This is a genomic window from Dactylosporangium sp. NPDC006015, from assembly GCF_040614215.1.
GTDB lineage: Bacteria > Actinomycetota > Actinomycetes > Mycobacteriales > Micromonosporaceae > Dactylosporangium > Dactylosporangium maewongense.
Genome location: NZ_JBEXUD010000056.1, coordinates 49075 through 65832 on the forward strand (window position 1 = coordinate 49075; position 16758 = coordinate 65832).

The following is a 16758-nucleotide window of genomic DNA, read 5'->3' on the forward strand; positions in this document are numbered from 1 at the left end:
AGGGAGCCAGACAGATGCGGGTCCTGTTCGTCACCCTGCCGGAGAAGTCCCACCTGTTCTGCATGACACCGATCGCGTGGGCGATGCGCGCCGCCGGTCACGAGGTCCGCGTCGCCAGCTCGCCGGCGTTCACCGACGTCATCGCCCGCACCGGCATGACCGCCGTCGGCGTCGGCGACGACAGCAACATCAGCTCCGCGATGGCACAGCACCGCGAGTCGCAGGAGGTCGAGTCCGTCGACTGGAGCGAGCTCGACCCGGCGAAGCTGACCTGGGAGCGGGAACTCGAACGAGCCCAGATGGGCGCCTGGGGCTTCGCCTACTACAACGAGCCGATGATCGGCGACCTCGTCGCGTTCGCCCGCCACTGGCGGCCGGACCTGGTCGTGTGGGATCCGCTCACGTACGCCGGCGCCCTCGCCGCCACCGCCGTCGGCGCCGCGCACGTCCGCTCGATGTGCTTCGCCGACGTGTGGGCGATGAAACGGCAGCTGTTCACCAAGCTCCGCGACGAGCAGCCCGAGGACCGGCGCGAGGACCCGATGGCCGACTGGCTCGGCGCACACGCCGACAAGCTCGGCGCCGCGTTCAGCGAGGAGCTCATCACCGGCCAGGCGACCCTCGACCCGCTGCCGGACCGGCTGTCGGTGCCGTCGGACGTGCGGCGGATCCCGGTGCGGTTCGTGCCCTACAACGGCCCGGCCGTCGTCCCGGACTGGCTCGCCGAGCCGCCCGCGCGGCCTCGCGTGTGCCTGAGCCTCGGCGCCGCCAACACCGAACGCTACGGCGGCGACTACGTGTCGAAGGCCGCGATCCTCGAGGCACTCGCCGACCTCGACGTGGAGGTCGTCGCCGCGCTGCTGCCGGTACAGGTGCAGGAGCTCGACCGGGTGCCGGACAACGCCCGGGTCGTCGAGTCGGTGCCGCTGCACGCGCTGCTGCCCAGCTGCGCCGCGCTGATCCACCACGGCGGCTTCGGCAGCTACGCCACCGCCCTCGTGCACGGCGTGCCGCAGCTGTGCGTCTCCACCGCGGTCGCCGACCAGACCCTGCGCGGCATGGGCCTGCAACAGGCCGGCGCGGGTCTGTTCCTGCCGCACGTGCAGGCGGGGCCGCAGGAGATCCGCGACGCGGTCGCCCGCCTGGTGTCGGAGCCCGGGTTCGCCGCCAACGCCGCGTCCCTGCGCGACGAGGCTCTCGACCGGCCCACCCCCGCCCAGGTCGTCACCGAGCTCGAACGGTTCGCGGAGGTGGCGGCATGAGTCTGGCGTTCATTCTCGGACAGAAGAACCTCGCCTACGACCCGACCGGCCTCATCGCACTGTACGAGCGGCACCAGGCCGTCCGGGACTCCTACGACCGGGCCGCGCAGTGGACCGGCATCGACGTCGCCCTGCTGCTGCGGACCGCCGACGACGCGACGCAGCGCTCCCGGACCACGTCGATCGGGCTGGCCGCGGCCATGCTCGGCATCGCCGACCTGCTCGGCGAGCACGGCGTACACCCGGCGATGGTCGGCGGGATCAGCCTCGGCGCGATGGTGTCCGGGGCCCTGAGCGGCGCGGTGGCCCGTGAGGACGTCATCGGGCTGCTCGGCCACACCGACGGCGACCAGCGTCCCGACCGGGACGAGTTGCCCGAGGGGTGCGTCGCCGCGGTCCTGCCGCTCGGGCAGACCTACGAGTCGTTCTACGGCACCCGGCCCGGGGTCTGGTTCGCCGGCGACTTCGGCATGCACACCAGCGGCGCGTTCCGGATGCTGCTGCTCAGCGGCTACCGTGACGCCCTCGACGAGCTGGCCACCGGCTACCCGCCGGAGTACTTCGTGTTCAGCGAGGAGACCGTCGCGGTGCACAGCCCGCTGCGGCACCGCGCCCGCGACGTGCTCGCCCGCATCGCCGCGGACATCGAGTTCACCGACCCGGCGGTGCCGATGTGCTCGTCGCTGGAGCCGCGGGTGCTGCACAGCGCCGACCAGGTCCGCAGCGAGTTCAGCCGCAACGTCGTTGAGCCGATCCGTGCCGACCACCTCACCGGCCAGATGCGCCGCCTCGGCGCGCGGCTCGGCGTCATCCTCGGCCCGACCCTGCCCCGGGACGGGTTCGAGTTCCCGTTCCCCGTCGTGTACGTCGACGCCCCGGACGACATCGATCAGGTCGTCGCCGCCGTCCGCGAGCACGACGTGCTCCTCCCCACGTGACCCCAGGAAGGCTGCCGGTATGAGCCTCGCGTTCATCTTCGGAACGAACCTGCTCAACTACGACCCGCGGGGCGTCATGGAGTTCCACGACGCCTACCCGGCCATGCAGAAGGTGTACGACAAGGTCAGCGCCTGGACCGGGCTGGACCTGGACCGGCTGCTGCGCCGCCGGGAGGACGACGAGGAGGACCTGGAGGCCCGGTCGCGGCACGGCTCGGTCGCCCTCGCGGCCGCCATGGTCGGCATCCACGACGTCCTCGCCGCGCAGGGCATCCACCCGGCCGCGGTCGGCGGGCTCAGCCTCGGCTCGATGGTCAGCTCCTCCCTGGCCGGCGCACTGCCCCGGGAGCGGCTCTTCGACCTGCTGATGCGGATGGACCACGTCGGACCCCGCGACCCTTCCGGACCCGCCGAAGGCGTCGCGGTCGCGTTCCTTCCCATCGGCGAGGACGAGGCGCTGCTGGTCGAGCCGAAACGCGACGGCGTCTGGCTCGCCGGTGACTTCGGCACCCACCCCACCGGCACGTTCCGCATCCTGCTGCTCAGCGGCTACCGCGAGGCCCTGGAGCGGCTCGCCGAGGAGACTGCCGCGTCCGGCGGGCTGGGTCAGGTCCAGGTGCAGGAGGCCAACTCGGTGGCCGTACACACGCCGCTGCGGCAAGCGGTCGCCGACTCGATCGCCGCCATCGCCGCCGGGGCCGGCCTCGGCGACCCGGTCCTGCCGCTGTGCTCGGCGCTGGAGCAGCGCACCCTGACGAGCGCGGCCGAGATCGCCGACATGTTCAGCCGCAACGCCGTCGAGACGATCCGCATCGACGACATGAGCGCCGAGATGCACCGGCACAAGACCCGCGTCGGGCTGGTCCTCGGCCCGTCGCTGCCGCGTGGCTGGATCGGCTTCCCGTTCCCCGTCGTGCACGTCGAGTCGCCCGCCGACCTGCCCGAGGTCATGGCGGCCATCTTCGACAACGGCGTCGTCCTCCCCCCGAAGCGAGTGTCATGACGGCCCACATCGCCATCTTCGTCTTCCCGGACTACGGGCATTTCAACCCGACGCTGCCGATCGCCAGGCACCTGGTCGAGCGCGGCCACCGGGTCACCTACGTCGTCGACTCGATGTATTCGGCGGCGGTGGCCTCGGTCGGCGCGGACCTGGCCGGCTACACGTCCGTCCGGCGCCGGCTCAGCACCGGCAGCCACGTCGAGAGCGACGAGATCGCCGAGCTCGGCCTGGACATCCTCGCCGACGCCAACACCCGCGTCATCCCGGCCGCGCGCGCCGCGTTCACCGGCGACCGGCCCGACCTGATCGTCTACGACTTCGAGAGCTTCGTCCCGGCCCGGATCCTGGCCCGCGAGTGGGGCACCCGGACCCTGCAGTACTTCCCGTACACGGCCTCCAACGACCACTTCTCCCTGCACGCCGAGACGATGGACCGCGACTCCGACTACGTCCACAAGGGCGTCGAGGCGATCATGGAGATCCTCTCGGAGGTCGAGCCGGACCCGGCGAAGATGTGGGCGATGATGGCCGTCGCCGACGAGCACAACCTCGTCTTTCTGCCCAGGGCACTGCAGCCGCACGGCGATACGTTCGACGAGAAGTTCACGTTTCTCGGCCACTGCCTGCCCTCCACGCCACCGGCGGTCACCTGGACGGCCCCGGATCCCGATGTACCGGTGGCGCTCATCTCCATGGGCACCGAGTCCAACGAACGCACCGGCATGTTCCAGCTGTGCGCCGACGCCTTCGCCGACAAGACGTGGCACGTCGTCATGACCCTCGGCCGCGGCAACGCCCTGGACGAGGGCGTGTCGGCGGTCAACGTCGAGGCCCACGAGTGGATGCCACACCTGGCGGTCCTGCCCCGCGCGTCGGTCTTCGTGACCCACGGCGGCATGGGCAGCCTCGTGGAGGCGCTGTACCACGGCTGCCCGTGCGTCGTCGTGCCACACACCCCGGAGAACGCCGTCAACGCCCGCCGGGTGGACGAGATCGGCATCGGCCGCTACCTGCCCGCCTCGACCCTCACCCCGGCCACGCTGCGGGCCGCGGTCGACGAGCTTACCAACGACCCGGAGGTCCTCGCCCGCGTCGCCGCCATGAGCGCGGCGATGCGCGCCGGCGGCGGCCCCTCCGAAGGCGCCGACGTCATCGAACGCCTCCTCGCCACCTGACCCACCCGTCCGGCCCGGAACCGCGCTCCCGCCTCGGGGGCGCGGTTCTTTTTGCGGTCTCCGGCGGAGCGGCCGAGCTAACCCATCGATCAAGTTGGGCAACCGGATGTTGTCAAGTGATCACAGATCTCGTCTGGGTCGCGGGCATTCAACACGTGTTGCGTGAGTTAACACGCCTGTCACATGATTGCCGTCACATCGGGCGCAACTCGTGTTGACGGAGTTCGGCGTGACTGTTCGGCGCATGGACGTGGCCCGCCTGGCGGGGACGTCGCCGGCGGTGGTGAGCTATGTGCTCAACAACGGGCCCCGCCCGGTGTCGGCCGAGACGCGGGCCAAGGTGCTCGCCGCGATCGAACAGCTCGGCTACCGTCCCAACGGCATCGCCCGGTCGCTGCGGATGAGCCGCACGATGACGCTCGGCTTGGTCGTGCCGGACAACGCGAACCCCTACTTCGCCGAGCTGGCCCGCGCCGTGGAGGAGGAGTCCTTCGCGCAGGGCTACACCCTGCTCATCGGCAACGCGGCCGAGAGCGACGACCGGCAGACCAGCTACGTCCGCACGTTCCTGGCCCGGCAGGTCGACGGACTGTTCATCGTCCCGGCGCACGGACCGGCGGGGTTCCTGCCGGAGCTGCAGCGCTCGCAGACGCCGTGGGTGTCCCTCGACCGGCAGGTGCCGGGGGCCGCCGCGCCCGGCGTCCTGGTCGACAACCGCGGCGGTGCGTACGCCGCGACCCGGCACCTCATCGGGCACGGCCGCACCCGGATCGCCTGCATCGGCGGCCCCGAGGACGTGCTGCCGGCCCACGACCGGGTCAGCGGTTGGCGCGACGCGCTCGACGAGGAGGGCGTGAGCCGCCGGGACATGGCCGTCGTGCACTCCGAGTTCGGGCGGCGGGCCGGCTACCGGGCGGCCCGCGAGCTGCTCGCCCGGCCGGACCGGCCGGACGCGGTGTTCGTGGCCTCCGACGAGCAGGCCGTCGGCGTGCTCCGGGCGATCGGCGAGGCCGGGCTGCGCTGCCCGGACGACGTCGCGGTCGCCTCGTTCGACGGGATTCCCGGCGCCGCGTATTCCACGCCCGCCCTCACCACCATGGCCCAGCCGTTCGCCGCGATCGGCCGGGCCGCCATGACACATCTGCTCGCCCAGCAGGCGGGGACGGCAGGCCCGACGGACGTGCTGCCGGTCGTGCTGGTCCGCCGCGGCTCGTGCGGGTGCGACGACCCGCCCGGCGGCGACGAAACCGCCGTGGCGGAGCCGAACGAAGGAGAACAAGCATGACCCGCGTTGTGGTGGTCGGCAGCGCCAACCTGGATCTCGGAGTGGCCGTGCCGCACCTGCCCGCACCCGGCGAGACGGTGCTCGGCGACGACGTCGCCGCCCGGCCTGGCGGCAAGGGTTCCAACCAGGCCGTCGCGGCCTGCCGGCTCGGCGTCGAGACCCGGTTCTTCGCCGCGATCGGCGACGACGGCTTCGGCGACGACGTGCGGGCCGCGCTCGCCGCGGAAGGCGTGCCGCTGGACCACCTGACCACCGTCGAGGGCGTCGCGACCGGCGTGGCCCTGATCGTGGTCGACCCGGCGGGGTAGAACACCATCGTGGTGGCACCCGGAGCCAACGCCCGCCTCGCCGACGGCGCCCTCGCCGGGCTGCCCGCCGCGCTGGACCCGGCCACGGTGCTCGTCCTGCAGCTGGAGATCCCGCCGGCCACCTGCCTCGCCGCCGCACGGCACGGGAAGGCTGCGGGGGCCAGGGTGGTGCTCAACGCCGCGCCGCTGCCGGATCCGGTGCCGCCGGACATGGCCGCCCTGCTCCGCGAGGTCGACGTCCTGGTCGTCAACGAGGGCGAGGCGCTGCGCCTGAGCGGCAACACCGCGGACTGGCCGGCGCTCGCCGCCGGGCTGCGCACCCTCGGCCCGGCCGCCGTGGTCATCACGCTCGGTGCGCAGGGCGCGGTCCACGCCGACGCCGACGGCACCGACGCACACCCGGCCTACAAGGTCGACGCCGTCGACACGACCGGTGCCGGCGACAGCTTCGTCGGCGCGCTCGCCGCCTCGCTCGCCGAAGGGCTGCCCCTCGGCGCGGCCGTCCGCCGCGGCTGCGCCGCCGGTGCCCTGGCCACCACCCGGATGGGTGCCCAGTCGGCGCTGCCGACCCGAGGCGAACTCGACACCTTCCAAAGCGTTCACGAGGAGCTCCGCCATGCGTGACAGCGGCCTCTGGCACCCCCGGCTGGCAGCACTGGTCGCCGGGATGGGCCACACCGACACCATCGTCGTCGCCGACGCCGGCCTGCCGGTCCCGCCCGGCGTCGAGGTCGTCCAGCTCGCGGTCACCCGCGGCGTCCCGGCCTTCCTACCGGTCCTCGCCGCCATCACCGCGGAGCTGGTCGTCGAGGAGGCCACCGTCGCCGAGGAGCTGACCGACGAGGCGATCCGGGCCGGGCTGGCCGGTTACCCCCTGAGCACCCTCCCGCACGAGGAGTTCAAGGTCGCCACCAGGAGAGCCCGGGCCATCGTCCGGACCGGTGAGGCGACCCCGTACGCCAACGTGATCCTGCGGGCGGGGGTGCCGTTCTGATGACCGGGTTCCCCAGCGACTACGAGGAGCGGGTCTACGCCGGCGTGCTCGGCAAGGTCATCGCGGTGTACCTCGGCCGCCCGTACGAGGGCTGGCGCTTCGACCGCATCCAGGCCGGGCTCGGCGACATCACCGGCTACGTCAACGACCGCACCGAGGTCGCGCTCAACCACCACCTCCTCGTCGTCACCGACGACGACATCAGCGGCACGTTCATGTTCCCGCGGGCGCTGCGCGATCACGGCACCGAGCCGACGTCGGCGCAGATCGGCGACACCTGGCTCAACGAGATCCTCGAAGGCCAGTCGGTGCTCTGGTGGGGCGGCATCGGCAACTCCACCGAGCACACCGCGTACCTCAATCTCAAGGACGGCATCCGCCCGCCGGACAGCGGCTCGATCGCCCGCAACGGCGTCGTCGTCGCCGAGCAGGTCGGCGCGCAGATCTTCGTCGAGGGCTTCGCGATGACCCGGCCCGGCGACCCGGCGGCGGCCGCCGACCTGGTCGAGCGGGCGGCGCGGGTAAGCCACGACGGCGAGTCGATCCACGCGGCCCGGGTCGTCGCGGCGCTGGTCGCCGGGGCGTTCACCGAGCCGGACACCGACCGGCTCCTGGACACCGCGGCCGGGCTCATCCCGAAGGACAGCCTGATCCACCGGGTCATCGCCGACGTCCGCGAGTGGGTCGCCGCCGACGAGGATTGGAAGACCACCCGGGCCCGGATCGACGAGCAGTACGGCTACCACCGGTACGGCGGCAACTGCCACGTCGTGCCCAACCACGCGACCGTCATCCACGCGATCGCCCGCAGCCGCGGCGCGTTCGGCCCGGCGATGACGATCGTCAACACGTCCGGCTGGGACACCGACTCCAACGCCGGCTGCGTCGGCGCGGTCTGCGGCATCCTCGGCGGCCTCGACGGGATCGACGGTGCGGGAGCGGACTACCGCGGCCCGATCGCCGAGCGGATGTACCTGCCGAGCACCGACGGCGGGTCGACCGTCACCGACGCGGCCCGCGAGGCGCTCGCCCTCGCCGCCCACGGTCGCGCCTGGGCCGGGGAGCCGGCCCGCGACCTGGGGAAGCACGCCAGGTTCCACTTCGCGCTGCCGGGCAGCGTGCAGGGTTTCACCGTCCAGGACGGCGAAGGGACCATCCAGAACACCGGCGGGCGCCTCACGGTGAGAACGGCCGGATGCACCGTCGCGACGCCCACCTTCATCCCGCCCGAGGCCCGGGCCATGCCCATCTACGGCCTCATCGCGAGCCCCACCCTGTACAGCGGCCAGACGATCCACGCCCGGTTCACCGCCACCGCGCCGGCCAGGCCCGTCATCGGCGTCTACGCCGGCGAGGACGCGACGATCCGCTGGATCGAAGGGCCGGCGGCAACGGACGGGTGCGCCTGGACCGTGCCGGACACCGGCGGGCAGCCGATCGTCTACGTGGGCTTGCGCTGTACCGGCGACGTCGACATCGACACCCTCACCTGGGACGGCGCGCCGGCCCTGACGCTGACCCGCCCGGAGGGCTCCACCACCGGCCTCGACTCGCCGCCGGACGCCATGTGGCGGCGCGCCTGGGTCCGGGCCACCGACCGGTGGGACCCACACTGGCCGGAGCCGTTCCGCATCGTGCAGAACCGCGGCACCGGCCTGCTCATCCAGGGCGAGCGCGGCTGGCGCGACTACACCGCCGAGGCCGACGTCACCCCGCACCTCGCCGAGGCCGCCGGGCTCGCCGTCCGGGTGCAGGGCCTCACCCGCTACTACGCGCTGCGCCTGGCCGGCCGTGACCGGGCCGAGCTGGTGCAGCACGACACGGTCCTCGCCGCCCGCGACTTCCCGTGGGAGTACGGCACCACCTACCGCCTCACCGTCCGGGTCAACGGCACCCGGATCACCGCCGCCGTCGACGGCGAGACCCTCTTCGACCTGCACGACGACACCCTCACCTGCGGCGGCGTCGCGCTCCTGGTCACCCAGGGACGCACCGCCACCCACTCCGTTCAGATCACCCCCGCCGAAATTGTTGAGGAGCCATCATGACCGCCTCGTTGAGCCGCCGCAGATTCCTGTCCGGGACCGGCATCGCCGCCCTCGGCCTGACCGCCCCGAGCCTGCTCGCCGCCTGCGGCGGGGGCAGCGGCGGGTCGACCGGACGTTCGACGGGAAGTTCACGTTCCTCGGCCACTGCCTGCCCTCCACGCCACCCGCCGTGACCTGGTCCGCGCCTTCGTCCGGTGTACCGGTGGCGCTCATCTCGATGGGGCACCGAGTCCAACGAGCGGACCGGCATGCTCCAGCGCCGACGCGTTCGCCGACAAGACCTGGCACGTCGTCATGACCCTCGGCCGCGGTAACGCCTGGACGACGGCGTTTCCGCGGTCGACGTCGAGGCGCACGAGTGGCTGCCGCACCTGGCGGTCCTGCCCCGCGCGTCGGTGTTCGTGACCCACGGCGGCATGGGCAGCCTCGTCGAGGCCCTGTACCAAGGCTGCCCCGTCGTCGTCCCGCACACCCCGGAGACGCCGGCAACGCCCGCCGCGTGCACGAGCTCGGCATCGGCCGCTACCTGCCGGCGTCGTCACTCGACCCGGCCACCCTCCGCCCGTCGACGAGCTCACCACCGACCCTGCGACCCTCGCCCGCGTCGCCGCGATGAGCGCGGCCATGCAAGCCGGCGGCGGCCCCTCCGAAGCCGCCGACGTCATCGAACGCCTCCTCACCGAACCCGCCGGCTGACCCCGCGGGTGCACCGATGGCGGGCGTCCGCGCCGGCGTGGTAGGACCGTTGCATGACGTACGACGTCGTGCTCACCACCGCGGCGGCGCGGCCGACCGCTGTCGTCAAGGCCGAGACCACCTGGCAGGAGTTCCCGCGGCTGTGGAAGCCGATGCTCGACCAGGTCTGGGCCTGCCTCAACGCGCACGGCATCACCAGCGGGTGCCGCAACGTCATGCTGTACCTCGACGCCACCCCGCGGGTCGAGGTCGGCGTCGAGCTGGCGACGCCGGGCCCGCTCAGCGGCGATGTCGTGGCGTCGGCGCTGCCGGCCGGCCCGGTCGCAACGACCGTCCACCGTGGGCCGTACGTCGGCCTGGCCGCCGCGCACGAGGCCGTCGTGGCGTGGTGCTCGCTGCGGCGGCTCCGGCTCGCGGGGCCGCGCTGGGAGGTCTACGGCCCGCACCACGCGGACCCTGACCAGGTGGTGACGGAGGTGTTCCACCTCCTCGACCACGGAGAGCCGTAGACCGTGCCTCGGTCGGGGGTGACCTTGCAGTCTCGTGAGGAGGGCGACGAGGGCACATCACCCGAAACCGGCGAGGGGCGGGCGCTGATCACCCGCCACACTGGCCTGGTGGCTGTGCCAGCGGTGACGGGGCAGCCCGGCCAGCCGCCCCGGTCGCCCCGGGCGGCTGGGGTCGCGGGCATCGTCTTCGCCGTCCTGTGCGCCGCCGTGATCGTCGGCATCCGAATCGTGTTTCCGGAGTTGCCGCCCACCGCGGACCAGTGGCACACGAGCACGTCCGGCCGCACCGTCCTGCGGGTGGCGCTGGCGCTGCTGCCGTTCGCCGGCATCTCCTTCCTGTGGTTCATGGGTGCGCTGCGGGCCTTCATCGGCGGGCGGGAGGACAAGTTCTTCGCCACCGTGTTCCTCGGCGCCGGGCTGCTGTTCGTCGCGATGCTGTTCGCGCTGGCCACGGCCGCCGACAGCATGCGCGACGTCGCCGACGCGTCGCCGGGCGGACCGCCACCCGAGCTGTGGCGCTACAGCCACCACCTCACGTACACGCTGCTGTCGAGCTACTGCATGCGCATGGCCGCCGTCTTCACCTTCGCGACGACCACGATCGGGCACCGCCTGCACCTGTTCCCGCGCTGGCTGGTGTGGCTGGGCCACATTGTCGGTGCGATCCTGCTCGTCGTCGTCACCCGAGTGCCCTGGTCCGAACTGGCATTCCCGGTCTGGGTCCTGGCCGTCAGCTGCCGAATGCTCTCCGGCCGGCCCAACGGCGGCGTGACGGCACGTCAGCCCCCGTAACGCGCCCGGTCACGACGGGGTGCGGGCCGGCACCCCTTCCCGGGCCGGCCCGCGGACTCGGGTTTCAGCGCGTCGGGGCGGGCACCGCGCGGTCCAGGTACCGGTCCAGCAGCATGTCGAGGTAGCCGGGGCCTGCCGTGCCGAACCCGGGCACGAGGGTGCGCAGGCGGTCCAGGGACACCTCGGTGCGGGAGAAGGGACCCGTCGAGTACACCCGGTCGGGGGAGACGCCGAGGCGCTGGGATACGCCGTCGACGATGTCCTCGACCGGGAGGGGGCGGCCGGAGGCGACGTTGACGACCACGTCGCCCGCGTCGGCGGTCAGCAGGCCGTCGATGGCGTGCATCAGGTCGCGGGCGTCGAGCAGGTCGCGGTGGGCGCCGCGGTACACGGTGACGGTGCCGCTGGCGACCTGGCGCACGATGGCCGGCAGCAGCTGGTGCGGGCGCTGGTGCGGGCCGACCACGTGGCTGAGCCGCAGCACGACGTGGCGCACGCTGGAGGCCCGGATGCAGGCCTCCAGGGCGAGCTTGTGCCGGCCGTACACCGACGGCGGGAAGAGCGGTCCGTCCTCGGTCGCCGGTGCGGTGGTGTGGCCGTACATGGCGAACGACGCGGTCGAGAAGTACAGCAGGGTCCGGTCCTGCGTGGCACACCTGCGCAGGGCGGCGTAGAGCGCCTCGGCCTCCCGGTCGAACTCGGCCGGGTCGGTGACGGACGTGCTGGACACGCCCACCGCGAGCGCCGTCACGTCCGGGAACCGGTCGCCGAACGCCGCGGTGAGGTTCTTCGCCAGGAATCCGTTGCCGATGATCTGCATGTCACCCTCCCGACCGGGACGGCGCCGGCGGGTTGCCGGCGCCGCGACAGCCACCCGCGCGGCTCATCCGACCGGTGTCACCTTCAACAGCCGCTGGGGCGCGATCGCGCCGATGCCGCCACCGTCGACCGCGGTCGAGGACAGGTGCGAGACCACGCGGTCGTCGACCGGGTCGTCGGCCGGGTCCTCCAGCACCCGCAGGTGCTCATACGTGGTGCTGCGCTGGGCGGGGACGCGGCCCGACGCGCGGATCAGGTGGATCATCTCCAGCAGGTTGGAGCGGTGCTTCGCGCCCGCCGAGGAGACCACGTTCTCCTCCAGCATCACCGAGCCGAGGTCGTCGGCGCCGTAGTGCAGCGACAGCTGGCCGATCTCCTTGCCGGTGGTCAGCCACGAGCCCTGGATGTGCGCGACGTTGTCGAAGAACAGCCGGGCGATGGCGATCATCCGCAGGTACTCCAGGGAGGTCGCCTGCGTCTGGCCCTGAAGCTTGTTGTTCTCCGGCTGGTACGTGTACGGGATGAACGCCCGGAACCCGCCGGTGCGGTCCTGCACGTCGCGGACCATCCGCAGGTGCTCGATGCGCTCCGCGTTGGTCTCGCCGGTGCCCATGAGCATCGTGCAGGTCGACTCGACGCCGAGACCGTGCGCGATCTCCATGATCTCCAGCCAGCGCTCGCCGCTCTCCTTCAGCGGGGCGATCGCAGTGCGGGCCCGGGCCGGCAGCAGCTCCGCGCCGGCACCGGCGAACGAGTCGAGGCCGGCGGCCTTGATCCGCAGGATCGCCTCCTCCGGGCTGACCCCGGACACCTTCGCCATGTGCTGCACCTCGGACGCGCCGAGGGAGTGGATGACCAGCGACGGGTAGGCGTCCTTGATGGCCTTGAACATGCCCTCGTAGTACTCGACGCCGTACTCCGGGTGGTGCCCGCCCTGGAACATGATCTGGGTCCCGCCGAGCTCGACGGTCTCCGCGCAGCGGCGCAGGATGTCGGTGAGGTCGCGCTCCCAGGTCTTGTCGCTCTTCGGCGGGGCGTAGAAGGCGCAGAACTTGCACGCCGTCACGCAGACGTTGGTGTAGTTGATGTTGCGTTCGATGATGTACGTGGCGATGTGCTCGACACCGGCGTACCGGCGGCGGCGCACCGTGTCGGCCGCGGCGCCGAGGGCGTGCAGCGGCGCCGAGCGGTACAGCTCCAGCGCCTCCTCGGGGGTGATGCGTTCGCCCGCGGCGGCTCGGTCGAGCACCGCGCTGGCAGATCGGAGCATGGCAGAGCCTTTCATGAAGTGGGTCACGGCGTTGACAGCAGGCGCACCTCGACGTCCGGCGGGAAGCCGGCGTCCGGCCCGCCGACGCGGCGGGCGAACTCGGCGATCCCGGCCAGCTGCCGCGCGCCGAGGCTGAAGTCGAGCGCCGTCATGTAGTAGCGGCGCAGGACCGCCGCGTCGAACGGTTCCCAGCGGGCCGCCTGCTCGCACACGGCGTCGACCTCGAGCAGCGACAGGTCCCGCGACGCCAGGAACGCCCGGTGCACCCGCTGGACGGTCGCGGGTTCGCGGGCCACGAAGTCGCGGCGGGCGGCGAACACCGCGAAGACGAACGGCAGGCCGGTCCACTCCCGCCACATCTCGCCGAGGTCGTAGACGTGCAGGTTGAGCCGCTGCGCGTCGGCGAGCGCGGCCCGCAGCGCGACGTCGCCGATGACCACCGCCGCCGGCGCGTCGCGGAGCATGACGTCCAGGTCCGGCGGGGCGGTGAAGTACCGCGGCCGCACCCCGACGAGATCGCTGAGCAGCAGCGCGGCCAGCCGGACCGACGTGCGGCTGGTCGAGCCGAGCGCCACCGGCGCACCGTCGAGCTGGTCGAGCGGCACCTTGCTCACGATGAGGCACGACATGACCGGCCCGTCGCTGCCCACCGCGATGTCGGGCAGGGCGACCAGATCCCCGGCGTGCTTCAGGAACTCCATCAGGCTGATCGGCCCGATGTCGAGCCCGCCGGCGGTGAGCGCGTCGCTGAGCCCGTCCGGGCTGTCCCGGCGCAGGTCGAGGTCGAGCAGGCTGCCGGTGCGGGCGAGCCCCCAGAACAGCGGCACGCAGTTGAGGAACTCGATGTGCCCGACGCGCGGCCGCACGGGTCGGCGCCACCCGGCCGGTGCGATCCCGCCGGGGTACGTGAGCGTGCCGGTCGGTTCAGGCATCGCGACTCCTGCCGTTCGAGCGTTGGGAAGGCACCCGCGGACGACGGTCACTATCCAGCACCGGCCGGGCCCAGGTCCCTCGATCCACCCGAAGTCTGGGGGTTTCCCGGGTTCTTGCGTCGTGTCCGGCCCGTGACCAGACCCTGCGGCATCCTGGGCGGATGCGCGTGCTGTTCTCCGTGTCGTCCTGGCCCACGCACTACTCGTCGATGGTGCCGCTCGGCTGGGCGTTGCAGGCCGCCGGGCACGAGCTTCGGGTGCTGTGCGCGCCGTCGCAGACCGCGGCGGTGGCCGGGGCCGGGCTGCCGCCGGTGCCGCTGCTGGGCGGGATGGAGGTCGCCGTCCACAATCGACTGTCCTACGTGCGGGAGGCGCTCGCCGGGCAGTGGCCGTACCCGTGGACGCCCCTGCACCCGGTCACCGGCGCGCAGATGTCCACACTGGACGGTTTCGACGCCGCGGCGTACGCGCGCACCGACGGCGCCCGGTTCGCCGAGGCGTCCGCGGCCGGCCACGACGCCGCCGTCGCGTTCGCCCGTGAGTGGCGCCCGGACCTCGTCGTCCACGACCCGGTCAGCACCGAGGGCCTTCTCGCGGCGTTGGCGGCTGGTGTACCGGCAATCCTCGCCCTCTGGGGCCCGGTCGGCACGCACGAGGCGCCGCCGGTCCGCATCCTGCCCGACGACCTCGGCGACTCGTTCGCCCGCCACGGTTTCGGGCCGTTCGGCCCCGACCTGATCCGCCACGTGCTCGACCCGTGTCCGGACGAGGTGGCCCCGCCGGTGGGCGGCGAGCGGCTCCCCGTGCGGTACGTGCCCTACAACGGCCCCGGCGTCCCACCGCCCCGGCAGCCGCGTGGCGGGCGCAAGCGGGTCTGCGTCACGTGGTCCACGGCCCTGAGCACGATGACGGGTCCGCGTTCCTACGCACTGCCGGCGATCGTCGAGGCGCTCGCCGGCCTCGGGGTGGAGGCGGTGCTGACCGCGACCCGCGAGGACGCGGAGGCGCTCGGCCCGGTCCCGCCGGGCGTCCGCCTGCTGGAGCGCTGCCCCCTGTACGCCCTCCTGCCCGACTGCGACGCGGTCGTCCACCACGGCGGCGCGGGCAGCGCGATGACCGCCATGGTGACCGGCACACCGCAGCTGGCGATCACGTTCGCCAGCGAACAAGCCTGCCTGGCCGGCCGGATGGCGGCGGCCGGCGCCGGCCTGCACCTGCCGGGCCACACCGCGACGGCGGAGACGATCGCGGCGACCGTGGCCGCACTGCTGGACAACTCCGCACACCAGCGAGCCGCGACCGCCCTGCGCCGGGCCGCGGTCAGCCGCCCGACCCCCGTGGAGCTGCTGCCGCGCCTGGAGAAGCTGGCCGCCGGCTGGTAGGGCAGCCGCACTTGCCGGCGTGACTTTGGTGTGGCTTGTCGGGCGAGTCGTGAGACGGCGACGCTGGCTGTGGTTCCTGTTCATGCTGGGCCGGGAGGGTGCGCATGGTTCGCAGCGGTGAGAAGAGCAGAGGCAATGCTGGCAGCAGCCCGGCTGCGGCGGCGATCCACAGTGCTGTCCTGGCGTCGAGGAGCTGGCCGAGGATACCGCCGATGATGGCGCCGAGCGGGGCGGTGCCCCAGACGAGGAAGCGCATGGTGGCGTTCATCCGGCCCAACAGGTGTTCTGGGGTGAGGCCTTGGCGGAAGCTGACCTGGGTGATGTTGTTGACCGAGACACAGCAGTAGATGACGAATGACGCGGCGGCCGCCGCCCACAGCAGCCATCCGGGCTGGGCCGCTGGAATCACCAGTTGCAGCGGTGCGGTCACCGCGACCGGGATCCAGATCGCCGGGCCCTGCCCGATCCGCGCGGCGACCCGTCTGGCGGTCAGCGCGCCGATAAGTGCCCCCACGGAGGCGATCGAGAAGAACACGCCGATCGTCCCGGCGGGGAGGTGCAGCACTCCGGCCAGCAGCACGATGAGCATCGCGCTGCGGATGCCGGACAGAAGGTTGTACGACGAAATGGACAGCGCGATCGCGCGTAGCAGCTGATTGCCGAACACAAACCGCAGTCCGTCCATCATGTCCTTGCCGAGGCTGGCGCCACGCCGGCGCTCCGGCGAGTCCTCGCGTCGACGGATGCGCCGCACGAACATCGCCGACCCGGCGAAACTGGCCGCGTCCAGCGCCACGGCCAGCGGAGCGGTCACCGCCTGGACCAGCAGGCCCGCGACGGTCGGGCCGCCGATCTGGGCGACCGCCCGGACCCCCTCGAGTTTGGCGTTGCCCTCGATCAGATGCTCCCGGCCGACCAGGTGCGGCAGGCAGCTCATGTACGCCACGTCGAAGAACACCCTCAACACCCCGACCGCGAACGCCACCAGATAGAGCTGTGACATGCTCAGCACGTCGAACGCCCACGCCAACGGCACCGAGCTCAGCACGACCGCCCGACCGACGTCGGCGATGATCAGCACCTTGCGGCGGCGCATCCGGTCCACCCACGCCCCTGCCGGCAGGCCGATCAGCAGGAACGCCATCATGCCGCAGGCGGTCAGTGCACCCACCTCGAAATTGGAGGCGTCCAACGCGACCACGGCGACCAAAGGCAACGCCAACACACTGATCTGGCTGCCCAACTGGCTGATCGTGTCAGCGACGAACAACTGCCGGAAGTCGTGCTCGCCCAGCAATCCCGGGCTTCCGCGCAGACCCATATCTGCACCATGACCAAAGCGGTT

16 protein-coding genes and 1 pseudogene are annotated in these 16758 nt (G+C 72.4%); 13 read left to right on the forward strand and 4 right to left on the reverse strand.

The features are described 5' to 3' along the window. The first annotated feature begins 14 nt into the window (after nucleotides 1-14). The 12 genes and pseudogenes from ABZ321_RS50535 (at nucleotide 15) to ABZ321_RS50590 (ending at nucleotide 11010) form a co-directional block, all read left to right on the forward strand. Nucleotides 15-1262, forward strand: a complete 1248-nt coding sequence (locus tag ABZ321_RS50535; RefSeq protein WP_354903550.1) for an activator-dependent family glycosyltransferase — start codon at nucleotides 15-17, stop codon at nucleotides 1260-1262. After that, entirely contained in the window at nucleotides 1259-2200 is a 942-nt protein-coding gene (locus tag ABZ321_RS50540; RefSeq protein ID WP_354903552.1) for a hypothetical protein, read from the forward strand. Before ABZ321_RS50535 ends, ABZ321_RS50540 begins: the two co-directional genes overlap by 4 nt. Before the next feature lie 19 nt (nucleotides 2201-2219). Further along, nucleotides 2220-3203, forward strand: a complete 984-nt coding sequence (locus ABZ321_RS50545; RefSeq protein ID WP_344506608.1) for a hypothetical protein — start codon at nucleotides 2220-2222, stop codon at nucleotides 3201-3203. After that, nucleotides 3200-4378: a macrolide family glycosyltransferase gene (locus ABZ321_RS50550; protein WP_344506607.1), complete on the forward strand. Its 1179-nt coding sequence runs from the start codon at nucleotides 3200-3202 to the stop codon at nucleotides 4376-4378. The genes ABZ321_RS50545 and ABZ321_RS50550 overlap by 4 nt, the downstream gene beginning before the upstream one ends. 229 nt (nucleotides 4379-4607) lie before the next feature. After that, a complete protein-coding gene (locus ABZ321_RS50555) occupies nucleotides 4608-5663 on the forward strand; it encodes a LacI family DNA-binding transcriptional regulator (protein WP_354903553.1) in 1056 nt (351 codons plus the stop codon). After that, nucleotides 5660-6595: pseudogene (locus ABZ321_RS50560) on the forward strand (ribokinase). The gene ABZ321_RS50555 and the pseudogene ABZ321_RS50560 overlap by 4 nt, the downstream one beginning before the upstream one ends. After that, a complete protein-coding gene (rbsD, locus tag ABZ321_RS50565; protein ID WP_354903554.1) occupies nucleotides 6588-6965 on the forward strand; it encodes a D-ribose pyranase in 378 nt (125 codons plus the stop codon). Before ABZ321_RS50560 ends, rbsD begins: the two are co-directional and overlap by 8 nt. Further along, a complete protein-coding gene (locus ABZ321_RS50570) occupies nucleotides 6965-9013 on the forward strand; it encodes an ADP-ribosylglycohydrolase family protein (RefSeq protein ID WP_354903555.1) in 2049 nt (682 codons plus the stop codon). Before rbsD ends, ABZ321_RS50570 begins: the two co-directional genes overlap by 1 nt. Beyond that, nucleotides 9010-9186 carry a hypothetical protein gene (locus ABZ321_RS50575; protein WP_354903556.1) on the forward strand — a complete coding sequence of 59 codons (177 nt, stop codon included), beginning with the start codon at nucleotides 9010-9012 and terminating at the stop codon, nucleotides 9184-9186. The genes ABZ321_RS50570 and ABZ321_RS50575 overlap by 4 nt, the downstream gene beginning before the upstream one ends. A gap of 189 nt (nucleotides 9187-9375) precedes the next feature. After that, a complete protein-coding gene (locus ABZ321_RS50580; protein WP_354903574.1) occupies nucleotides 9376-9753 on the forward strand; it encodes a hypothetical protein in 378 nt (125 codons plus the stop codon). 9 nt (nucleotides 9754-9762) lie between these two features. Further along, complete coding sequence (locus tag ABZ321_RS50585; RefSeq protein WP_354903557.1) at nucleotides 9763-10218, forward strand: GyrI-like domain-containing protein; 456 nt, start codon at nucleotides 9763-9765, stop codon at nucleotides 10216-10218. 108 nt (nucleotides 10219-10326) lie between these two features. Continuing rightward, complete coding sequence (locus ABZ321_RS50590) at nucleotides 10327-11010, forward strand: hypothetical protein (protein WP_354903558.1); 684 nt, start codon at nucleotides 10327-10329, stop codon at nucleotides 11008-11010. A 64-nt stretch (nucleotides 11011-11074) separates the two neighbouring features. On the opposite strand, the gene ABZ321_RS50595 is transcribed toward ABZ321_RS50590, so the two are convergent. The 3 genes from ABZ321_RS50595 to ABZ321_RS50605 form a co-directional block, all read right to left on the reverse strand. Beyond that, on the reverse strand, nucleotides 11075-11830 hold the full coding sequence (locus ABZ321_RS50595) for an NAD-dependent epimerase/dehydratase family protein (RefSeq protein ID WP_354903560.1): 756 nt from the start codon (nucleotides 11828-11830) through the stop codon (nucleotides 11075-11077). Nucleotides 11831-11893: 63 nt separating this feature from the next. After that, nucleotides 11894-13099, reverse strand: coding sequence for a cyclic dehypoxanthinyl futalosine synthase (mqnC, locus tag ABZ321_RS50600; RefSeq protein ID WP_354903561.1), 1206 nt, complete (start codon nucleotides 13097-13099; stop codon nucleotides 11894-11896). A gap of 23 nt (nucleotides 13100-13122) precedes the next feature. Next, on the reverse strand, nucleotides 13123-14031 hold the full coding sequence (locus ABZ321_RS50605; RefSeq protein WP_344506591.1) for a menaquinone biosynthesis protein: 909 nt from the start codon (nucleotides 14029-14031) through the stop codon (nucleotides 13123-13125). 161 nt (nucleotides 14032-14192) lie between these two features. Between ABZ321_RS50605 and ABZ321_RS50610 the strand changes: the two genes are divergently transcribed. Continuing rightward, the gene (locus tag ABZ321_RS50610; RefSeq protein ID WP_354903562.1) at nucleotides 14193-15413 is read left to right on the forward strand and encodes a nucleotide disphospho-sugar-binding domain-containing protein; all 1221 of its coding nucleotides are present in this window, start codon (nucleotides 14193-14195) and stop codon (nucleotides 15411-15413) included. On the opposite strand, the gene ABZ321_RS50615 is transcribed toward ABZ321_RS50610, so the two are convergent. Beyond that, on the reverse strand, nucleotides 15352-16734 hold the full coding sequence (locus ABZ321_RS50615) for an MFS transporter (protein ID WP_354903563.1): 1383 nt from the start codon (nucleotides 16732-16734) through the stop codon (nucleotides 15352-15354). The genes ABZ321_RS50610 and ABZ321_RS50615 overlap by 62 nt on opposite strands. Between the last annotated feature and the right edge of the window lie 24 nt (nucleotides 16735-16758).